The sequence below is a fragment of the Pedobacter sp. UBA5917 genome, from assembly GCF_002432345.1.
GTDB lineage: Bacteria > Bacteroidota > Bacteroidia > Sphingobacteriales > Sphingobacteriaceae > Pedobacter.
Map to the genome: position 1 here is coordinate 1 of NZ_DJDT01000064.1, position 11,013 is coordinate 11,013.

General features: G+C 40.7%; 4 protein-coding genes. 1 reads left to right on the top strand and 3 read right to left on the bottom strand.

All coding sequences use genetic code 11. From position 1 onward, the window contains the following. Window positions 1-195: 195 nt before the first annotated feature. The 3 genes from B2V92_RS04260 to B2V92_RS04270 all read right to left on the bottom strand — a co-directional run bounded on the left by B2V92_RS04260 (window position 196) and on the right by B2V92_RS04270 (window position 6,088). The gene (locus B2V92_RS04260; protein ID WP_293305028.1) at window positions 196-3,099 is read right to left on the bottom strand and encodes a DNA gyrase/topoisomerase IV subunit A; all 2,904 of its coding nucleotides are present in this window, start codon (window positions 3,097-3,099) and stop codon (window positions 196-198) included. A gap of 525 nt (window positions 3,100-3,624) precedes the next feature. Beyond that, window positions 3,625-5,307 carry a PNGase F N-terminal domain-containing protein gene (locus tag B2V92_RS04265; protein ID WP_293305029.1) on the bottom strand — a complete coding sequence of 561 codons (1,683 nt, stop codon included), beginning with the start codon at window positions 5,305-5,307 and terminating at the stop codon, window positions 3,625-3,627. 292 nt (window positions 5,308-5,599) lie between these two features. Continuing rightward, window positions 5,600-6,088, bottom strand: coding sequence for a cytidine deaminase (locus B2V92_RS04270; RefSeq protein ID WP_293305031.1), 489 nt, complete (start codon window positions 6,086-6,088; stop codon window positions 5,600-5,602). 151 nt (window positions 6,089-6,239) lie between these two features. Here B2V92_RS04270 and B2V92_RS04275 point away from each other — a divergent pair. Beyond that, window positions 6,240-11,013 (top strand): translocation/assembly module TamB domain-containing protein (locus tag B2V92_RS04275; RefSeq protein WP_293305032.1); only part of this gene is annotated, 4,774 nt, incomplete at its 3' end.

The following is an 11,013-nucleotide window of genomic DNA, read 5'->3' on the forward strand; positions in this document are numbered from 1 at the left end:
GATCCTGAAACAAGTTCAGGATGACGATTTGCAGGAGAAAAGTCGTCATTTCGAGCGGAGTGCAACGTAGTCGAAAACCCGAAGGCTCAGCGAAGCTAAATCTATCTCGAGATAGATCTCTCCGTTCCGCTACGCTTCAGTCGAGATGACGGATTATTTAGGGTGACGGATTTCAGAATGTTGATCATCTAATACCTAAAACAACCCCAACTGCCCTTTATCATCCATATCGATATCATCCGGATTGGTGATTTCCAAATCAATCTTTTTTACTGGTTTATCTTCTGTTTTAGCCTGTTCTTCTGCGCTCGCTTCTTCTTTTTTAGCGGGCTCCTCTTTTGCTTTTTCAACTACAGGTTTTTCTACTGTTTCAGGTTTTTCAACCTTGGCAGCAGGTTCTGTACGTTCGAATTTTGGTTTTGGCTTTTCGGCTACGGGCTTTTCTGTTATCTCGGTATCCGTTACTTCGGTCTCTGTTTCGGCCTCAACTGCTGTTTCCTCTTCCGGTGTATTTCCTTCAGATGCATTTTCTTCATCAACCGGCCCATCATCTTCACCCTCATCTGCAACTGGCTCTTCAATCTCTTCTTCTTCAATTTCAGGCTCTTCCAGTGTTACTTTTTGGATATCGTGCGGTGATAAACGGTTTCCGTTCGCTTTTAGGCCTTTAACATCGATCAGTTCGGAAAGCACTAAATCCAATGTTTCCGGAATCTGTGTTTTACCTTTCAGCACATCAACAATAACTTTTGCCCCAGGGTTAGAAGTTAAGTGCAATAGTTTCGATTTCTGCTCTTCACTGATAAAAATGGTTTTCTTACCATTGGCCTGCAGTTCGAACACAAAACGTTTAATGAAATAGTTCTGCGCCTTACCTTCAAAATGTACAGCGGCAAAAGTTTTCTCCGGATCAAATTTCTCGATCAGAAGCAAACCGTCATCAAAGTGATTGCTCAGTTCGAAAGAACTTAGCTCGTAGTAACCATCTTTATGTACCTGTAAAATACGGTCGTCGCCATCAAATTCGCCAAGGTATTTTCCACGTCCGTCAACATTTAAACGTTTCAACAGGTCGTCATACCAGATCTTCAGTCCCGATAAGGTAGAAACCCCTTTGCTTTTCAGTACGATTTTCTTTACCGGGTATTTCGAAACGATATTCCCCTGCGAACCACGGCCTTTAATGGCCACTTCTGCAAAATCGAGATCAAACTGAAGTTTACGCAGTTTAGAATGCGGTTTTAGTGCAACATTTACCACTTCGGCCTCACCATTAGGGTTTGGTGTAAAATACAATACTTTCGAGGCTTTCGAGCCCTTGGTTAAATCGTATTCCTTATCACGGGTTACCCCTACCACTGCAAATCTTTTAATATATGCCGTACCACTAGCTCCATCTTTGTAGATCATGTTGTAAATGGTACGCTCGTCATTTTTCTTAAATACCTGTGCGTGTATAATGTTTTTACCCACAAAGGTTTTATCGGCAACTTTCGTAATGATGCATTTTCCATCTTCACGGAAAACAATTACCTCATCAATATCCGAACAGTCGGCAACGTGTATATCTTTCTTTAATCCCGATCCTGTTCCGATAAACCCGTCCTCTTTGTTCATGTACAGCTTTACGTTGGCCAATGCTACTTTCGAAGCTTCTACACGGTCGAACAAACGGATTTCAGTTTTACGTTCCCTGCCTTTTCCGTATTTATCTTTCAGTTTCTGGTACCAGGCAATCGCATATTCTGTAAGGTGTTTTAAATGGTTTTTAACCACTTTAATTTCATCCTCCAGGTTCTTCATCTGCTCATCGGCCTTTTTCACATCAAAACGGGTGATGCTACTCATCGGCTTATCGATCAGTTTCTTGAAATCCTCTGGCAAAATCTCGCGGTAAAGTGAGGGTTTAAAAGGATCGAACAAAATATGTAAAACCTCTACCACTGTTTCGAAATTGCTCGAATTTTCATATTCAGGATTTTTGTACATCCCCTCCTGAATAAATATTTTTAATAACGAACTGAAGAAAATCTTTTCCTGCAGTTCGTGCAAACGGATTTCGAGTTCTTTTTTTAGTAAACTTTTGGTGTGTTTTGTGTTTTCGATCAGGATATCGTTCACACTTAAAAAGTGTGGCTTATCTCCCTGAATGATACAGGTATTTGGAGAAATAGATACTTCGCATGCCGTAAAAGCATAAAGTGCATCGATGGTTACATCGGGCGAAATACCAGGTGCCAGGTGCACCACGATTTCTACATTGGCCGCAGTATTATCCTCGATCTTTTTGATCTTGATCTTGCCTTTATCATTGGCCGATAAAATACTATCGATCACTGATCCCGTTGTGGTACTGAAAGGAACTTCGGTAATCACCAAAGTTTTTTTATCCTTCTCTGTAATTTTTGCACGTACACGAATCTTACCTCCGCGCTGCCCTTCGTTATAGTTCGAAAAATCGGCCATACCACCCGTAAAAAAATCGGGCAATATATTCGGGCGCACGCCTTGTAATGCTTCTATCGAGGCATCCAGCAGTTCGATAAAGTTGTGCGGCATTACTTTGGTGGCCAAACCTACCGCAATACCTTCGGCGCCCTGCGCAAGCAATAACGGGAATTTAACCGGTAAGGTAATCGGCTCGTTGTTACGTCCGTCATAACTCAACTGCCACTCGGTAGTATCCGGGTTGAACACCACTTCGTTGGCAAATTTTGACAAACGTGCCTCGATATAACGTGGTGCCGCAGCACTATCGCCCGTAACCGGATCGCCCCAGTTACCCTGCATATCGATTAACAGATCTTTTTGCCCGATCTGCACCATCGCATCCCCAATAGAAGCATCACCATGCGGGTGGTACTTCATTGTATTACCGATTACGTTGGCCGCTTTATTAAAACGCCCGTCATCCATTTCCTTTAAGGAATGCATAATGCGGCGTTGAACAGGTTTTAAACCATCGTGGATGTGCGGAACAGCCCTATCGAGAATTACATAAGACGCATAATCGAGAAACCAGTTTTCGTATAAACCGTTAATTGGGGTTATGGTATGTTTGTGCTCTTCGTTTACGTTTTGATCTAATTCTTCACTCATTTATTTACAAAAATTGGCAGCCGTAAATATAATAAAAATGATTGCACAGAATGAAGTGAGGTTATTCACATTTCAAGATCAGAAACTTGATGAAAAGATACCAGAAAAGCAGGGTATGCAGCATATATTAGGTGTAAGCTCCTGCTTTACGCTATATCCCTAATGAAAAATTAGGGGATACCGCTGCAATCAGGTTTAAAAACAATTATTGTACTACTATTTAAAGATTTCAAGATGCAAAAAAATAAACGGTTACCATTAGAAATTAGTAGAACTAAGCATAAAATATGAAGCAATTTGAGCTTATATTTTCTTAAATGCCTTATATGGTAAAAAACTAACCGAATAAAAATATTTTTCGGCTATACGCAGGATGACAAGACGCATTTTATCAAAAACTCTTCTGCGCTAATCAGAGAAATCTGTGGGAACCTCATCGCAAATTTGTTTCCACAGATTTAAGAAGATACACGAAGAATAAATATTAAAGATCCTTCGTTGCACTCAGGATGACAGACCGATTAGTTATTCCGTCCCCAACAGCACACCTGAAACATTCCAGGCACTGGAGCTGCCGCCTTCGGGTTTACCCATCGGGATGGTTACCTTAATGGTATGTGTTCCGGCTTTTAAATCGCCCAAACTGATCCAGTTCGGATTGGTAACCGTACCCGGACACCAGTTAGAACGGCTCAAATCAGATGAAGACAGTCCGCTTTCGAAGTTGCCCGAAGCCGGATTAGATAAACGGTATGATCCGCAGTCCTGTCGCCATGGTGTAAAAGCAAAAGCTTCTTTTTCATCCAGCCAGATGGTATTTTTCTTCGGTACAAACTCATCACCATTTCCCCAGCCGCCATGTCCGGTGGTGATGTAACGCAGTTTTACATCCTTTAAATCTTTTGCCAGAGTGAAAGAAACTTCAAGTCCTTTTTCACTGCTGAACATGGTAGCATATTCCTGTCCGGCCATTTCCATTACATTTGTAGAATTAAACAAAGGTAAAATCGTTTCTTTAGCTTCTTTTGGTCTTCCGCCGTTATGTAGGGTGATGTTTAACGAAACCTTGTGCCCACCTTTATCATAATTACCGATAAAAACAGCTACCCAAACTTCCTTTCCATTTACCAATGGGAATAACTCCGAAACATCCTGACGGTAATATACTTTCTCTGCCCAGTTTTTATCTTTCAGTTTTAAGGTATTGTATTTACCCACGCCAAATGGCGTAAAAAAGCGCATCAGCTCAATTACCGGGTTATAATTTGCAGTGGCCACAACGCCCTGGTATTTTTTGCCGTTTCCATTGTCGTAAACCGGCAGTTCTTTAACCGAGTTTTTAAGCGCATCCATTAAACTGATTGTTTTATCAGTGGGGATAATAAATACGGAGCCTGTCCTGTCGTAGGCATCGCCGTTCGATTGTTCCGTTAAATCAACAAAAACATTTGGGTTGGCCAGTTCAGGGAATTTAACTTTCCGGGCGATAACCGTTCCACCCGCAAAGCGGAATATAGAATCGGTTGATTGTGGTTTATCAATAAAGTTGATCTGTTCGTTGTTGAAAACGGTTAAAGTGGTAAATCTACTTTTCCAAAGCAGATCTTTATAGGTTAAACCATCCGTTAGCTTACCACTAATTTTTGTAAGGTCAATTGGTTGTACTTTCTTTACTTCTTCAATTTTTGTGGCAGTTACATAACTGTTTCCATTACGTACCTGCTCCAAAACCAAACCAAGCGTTTGGCCCAAACTTGTTGGTGCTGCTTTAATACCTGCATCGCTAATGTACCACAGATCGATCCTGTTCGAATTAACCACCGTTGAAGCCTTTTTACAGGTATAGCCTAAAATTACTTTAGTTTCGGTACCAAATTCGAAAACCTGTTTAGCAATCGAAGCACTATCGGCAGTGGCAATCTGATTGTTAGCACCTAGATCTGCCACCTGAAATAAAATATTTTCGGGTTTGGTTACAATGCTCTGCTCGTAAGGATATTTAGCTTTTCGGTCTAAAATACTGGCATTACTGATCAAGTTCTGCTTTACAGAAGCCATTACAACAGTAGGATTACGGTCTTCCTTGGGCTTTCCGTCAGAAGACCTGAAGTAGGTTATCTTATAAACAGCGTTACTTTTAAGTACGCCCTGCGCCTGCAGGTTAAGAGAAATAAAAGCAGAGAAAACGAGGATGTAGAGATGTTTCATTGTGGTTAAAAAACCAAATATAGTTAAAAGTCCGAGGTCAGGGGTCAGAGGTCGGAAGAAATAGCCAATATTCTTGGTCTGTGCTCATCTCCGTGGTCTGTGTCACCACAGACCACTCTTAAACTTATTCATTTCAGTTTACAATAATTAGTTCCATGGTTTGTGGTGACACAGACCATGGAACTGAGAGGTCGTCACCCTGAATTTATTTCAGGGTCTTTCATGCTAAAAAGATGCTGAAATAAATTCAGCATGACGAATTGCGTTACTCCGCTCGAAATAACGGAAGATCTTACCGCTCCAACCTCTCCTCAACAAAAGCAAAAGGCAATAAACTCTGTACACTCGGCACTTTTAAAACTTCGCCGTTCAAACAATAAAAAATCACCTCTATCGGCGCTTTTTGTTTACGTTCGAACTCTGCCATTACCTGCAAACAGCCCCCGCATGAGGTAATCGGTTTTAAAATTTCAAAATTATCGGTCTGTGCGGTAATAGCCATGCTTTCTATTACCGCATTCGGATAAGTAGAACCGATACTAAAAAGAGCAACCCGCTCGGCACAAAGTCCTGATGGATAAGCCAGGTTTTCCTGATTGCTGCCCAGGATGGTTTCGCCCGAAGCCAAACGGATGGCCGTACCTACCCTGAATTTGGAATATGGTGAATAAGAAGTGCTTAAAGCCTTTTCCGAAAGCTCACAAAGCGTTCTATCTGCCAATGTTAATTCTGTGATACCTGTATATTGCTCAAAGGATATATTTAGATTTATTGATTTCATTTTTAACTGTTTACATCACCGCCAATGTTAAATTTTTATAGCGGGCGAACAATTTAGGTTATTTTTTGTATTATTTAGTAAAAACTGCCTTAAATTTAATTTTAAATGGCATGCTTTTGGCATTTAACTGACACACCAAACACCCCTAGCTTTGAATAAATACGTACGTAAAAGTCTCAAAATTTTATTGTGGGTAATTGCCTCCATCATCATCCTGGTTGTAGGTATAGCCCTATCCTTAAATATTCCGGCGGTTCAGAATTTTGTTAAAGGTAAAGCCATTAACTACCTTAAAAACAAAACCAAAACAGAAGTAAGTTTAGAAAGCATCAAAATCGCATTGCCAAAAGATGTGGTTTTAAATAAATTTTACATCGAAGACCGCAAGCACGATACCTTATTATATGCAGAAAAACTTGCGGTAGACATTAGCTTATTTAAGCTCCTGAAAAACACCGTTGAGATCAACAACATTGAACTAAAAAACGTACGCGCCAACGTAAAGCGTATAAGCCCCGATACCACATTTAATTTTTCTTTTCTGGTTGATGCCTTTGCAAGTGATCAGAAAAAACCGGAGGAAAAGGTAAAGAAAGACACTACCTCTACCCTAAAATTTTCGGTTGACAAGATTTCGTTTGAAGATATCGGCATCAATTACCGCGATGATGTGGCCGGCAATGATGTAAAGCTATATTTAGGCGCATTTAAAACCAAAATCAAAGATTTCGACCTCGCCAACCAGCATTATGTAATTAAAGAATTAAGCCTGGTTAATACTTCACTGCGTTATTTACAGCAGAAACCACTGGTAAAACTTGTTCAGCATATTACCAATAGCGTAGATAGTACCCAGAAAGAACAGGGGAAATTACCGTTGATCGAAGTGCAGAACTTTGTTTTCAGTAACGTAAAGGTGAATTATGATGACCAGATTTCGACCACTAAAGCCGTAGCCGATGTGAATGATCTTGGTATGGCAAACCTGAAAGTAGATTTAACCAATAGTAAATATGCGGTTGATGACGCACATTTAAATAAATCGAATATCCTTTTTGCTTTTAAACCTGCACCAAGTAACGATTTAAAGAAAGTTAAGGATACCGTAGTACCCGAACAATCGCCATTGGGGCTGATCATCAAAAACATCAGTTTGGCAGATAACAATGTACAGTTTGATAACCTGGGCGCTAAACCGGCTCCGAAAGGTATGGATTTTAACCACCTCAAAATTAACCAGCTTAATCTGGGTGCAAGCGATGTGAGTTATAGTGCAGCAGGCATAAAAGCCAATGTTAAAAACGGATCGTTAAAAGAAAAAAGCGGCTTTGTGCTCGACGAATTACGGGGAGATGCGGTGTATAACGATAAACAGATCAAACTCACAAATTTCATCCTGAAAACGCCGAATACATCCATCGAGAATGCTACAGAGTTGAATTTTACCTCAATGGAGGATTTAACCAAACATCCTGAACGCGTAAAACTGAACATTATCCTTAAAAATACCACCATTGGCTTAAAAGATGCCGGATATTTTAGCGATGCCGTACCGGCCAGTTACCGTAACGAAAAAATAAAAATAAATGCGGATGTTAACGGCTATTTAAATAACCTGAATATCCCGAAATTACAGATCAGTGGATTAAAAAACACGCAGATCGATATCAGTGGAAAAGCTAAAGGACTACCCGATATCAAAAAAACCTTTTTGGATTTAAACATCAAAAAACTTCATGTAACCAAAGGCGATATTTTAGTGGCTGTGCCTAAAAAATCTTTACCCCCATCAATCGAATTACCGAATGTAATTGATGCCAAAGGAAATTTTAAAGGTTCCATGACCGATTTTAACACCAACCTCAATATCAATACAGATATGGGTGGCGCCATTGTAGTTGCAGGCATGAACGGACCAAAAGGTAAAGAAAGTTATAAGGCCGACATTAGCCTGAACAACTTTAATGTAGGCAGGTTATTAAAAATGCAGCCTAAACTTGGCCGTATTTCGGTAAAGGCAAATGTTGCAGGTACCGGGCTCGATCCAAAAAAAATCAACGCAAAATTTAATGCAAGGGTATTAAGTGCTTATTACAACAAATATACGTACCGCAATTTAGTCCTCGCGGGGAATTACAGCAATCAGAATATTAGCATCAAAAGCAGTATGCCCGATAGCAATGCCAATTTTAATTTAGATGCAAAGGTTAATATGGCCGGAAAATACCCTGCTGTAAAAGCCGATTTAAATTTAAAACAGGTTAACCTTCAGGCTTTAAACTTTAGTCCAACCGTTTTAAGTGCTGCCGGTGTAGTTAAAGTAGATCTGGCCACTGCCGATGCCGATTATTTAAACGGTTCAGTCGATATTACCGGTCTTCAACTGGTAAAAGACAAACAAAAGATTAATGTAGATACCATTTCAATCCGTGCCAAATCAACCGCTACCGAAAACGAACTCACTTTAAAATCGGAAATACTATCTGCTAAAATTGATGGCAAGTACCAGTTAACCAAAGTTGGCAGTGCAGTGATCAACGAAATCAATAAATATTATGCTTTTGGTACCGTTACCAAAGTTCCCGATCAGCGCTTAAGGTTTAATGTGCAGATTTACGATTCTAAACTGTTAAAAAACTTTGTTCCGGAGCTAACCGTTTTTAAACAATCACAGTTTTATGGATTGATCGACACCCAAAAAGACAGTCTGCAGATCAAAGGAAACTTCCCACAAGTGGTTTATGGCGATTTTAAGGTAGATACAACGGTTTTAAACATCAACAACGACAATAACAAATTAGACTATAGCTTAACGGTTAAAAGCCTCCAAAGTCCATCCATTGCACTTTTCAACACGGAAGTAAGCGGCGATGCCGCGAACAATAATTTAGGGGTTAATATCTTCCTTCGCGATAGGCAACTTAAAAACAAATATGTAATCGGTGGTACTTTCCAATCGATCAATAAAGATTTTAAATTCACTTTAGATCCACAGAAACTACTGCTCGATTATCAGAAATGGGTGGTTTCGCAGGATAATTACATCCAGTTTGGTGCTTCGGGTATATTGGTTAACCAATTCCAGATCAGTAACAGCGGCCAGTCGCTTTCCATCAACAGCAACCCTACCGAGCCAAATGCGCCGTTAGCGGTAGAGTTTAAAGATTTCCAACTGGAAACCTTAACCAAATTTGCCGAAACCGATACCACCTTGGTAGGTGGCCGTTTAAACGGAACTGCAAACGTGAAAGACCTCGCTGGTACGCCAAAATTTGAAGCAAACTTAACCATCGATCAGTTGCGTTACCAGAAAGACCAATTGGGCACCCTTCGTTTGGCGGTAAATAATAATACTGAAAATGCTTTTGAAGTAAACGTAGCCTTAACAGGAGTACACGAGTTAAGGGTAAATGGATTTTACTATACAGCACCCCAAAGTGCCCTGGATCTTACCGTCAATATCGATAAGATCGAAATGAAAAACATCGAGAGTTTATCTGCAGGTCAGCTTAAAAACGGTACAGGAACCCTAACCGGAGCGCTTACCGTTAAAGGGGCGCTAACTGCACCAAAAATATTGGGCGATTTAACCTTCAACAATGCAGGTTTCAAAGTAGCTTATGTAAATTCATATTTCCGCATGCCAAACGAAAGAATATCGTTTACGAACGAAGGTATCGGTTTTAACAACTTTACGCTGATCGATTCATTAAACCAAAAGGCAACCATCAACGGAAAAGTTTACACTACCGATTTCAAAAATTATCGCTTTGGTTTAGATATCAGGATGAACAACTTCAGGGCAATCAATTCTACCTCGGCAGATAACGATATGATTTATGGAACGGTTTTCCTTACCAGCGATATTAAAGTACGCGGGGATTTAAACCAGCCGGATGTGAACATGAATATCAATGTAAACAAAGGCACCAAGTTTTTCTTTGCCCTGCCGGCAACCGATCCGTCGATTATCGATCAGGAAGGCATTGTGCAATTTATCGATGCCGATGCACCGCCTTTTAACGGACAAAAAGCCTTGAAGGTTGATAGCATCAGCAAATCACCGGTTAAGGGCATAAATCTTGTAGCAGCGGTAAAAATAGATCCGGAAGCTGAACTTAATGTGGTGGTTGACCCATCAAATGGCGATGCACTGAATATTAAAGGCGAGGCCGATCTTAATGCCACCATGGATCCGAGCGGTAAAATCAGTTTAACCGGCCGTTACGAGATTATTGATGGTTCGTACAATTTATCGGTTGGTCCGCTGGGTAAAAAAGCTTTCAAGCTGGTAAAAGGAAGTACCATCGTATGGACAGGCGAACCTACTTCGGCAAATGTTAACCTTACCGCATTGTACGAAGTTAATGCCGCCCCTATCGATCTGATTAACGATCCAGATAATATCCAGGCTAAAACGAAATTACCTTTCCAGGTGTACCTGATGATGAAAGGCGAGCTGTTAAAGCCGATTATTTCTTTCAAACTCGATCTGCCTGAAAACGAACGCGGCGCCTTAAACGGAACTGTTTATACGAAGCTGATTAACGTAAACCGCGATGAAAGCGAACTGAACAAACAGGTTTTTGCCTTATTGGCATTGAACAGGTTTATCGCCAATAACCCTTTCGAGAGTTTGGCAGGCGGGGGCGGTGGTGTTTCTACCCTCGCACGTTCGAGTGTTAGTAAATTGCTTACCGAACAGTTAAACAACCTTGCATCAGATCTGATACAGGGTGTACAGCTTAACTTTGGGGTAAACTCATCAGAAGATTACTCTACCGGATCGCTTCAACAGAAAACAGACCTTGAAGTTGGTTTATCTAAAAAGTTATTGAACGACAGGTTAACGGTAACCGTTGGAAGTTCTTTCGCACTGGAAGGTCCGCAAGCGCCAGGCGAAAAATCGACTGATATCGGCGGGA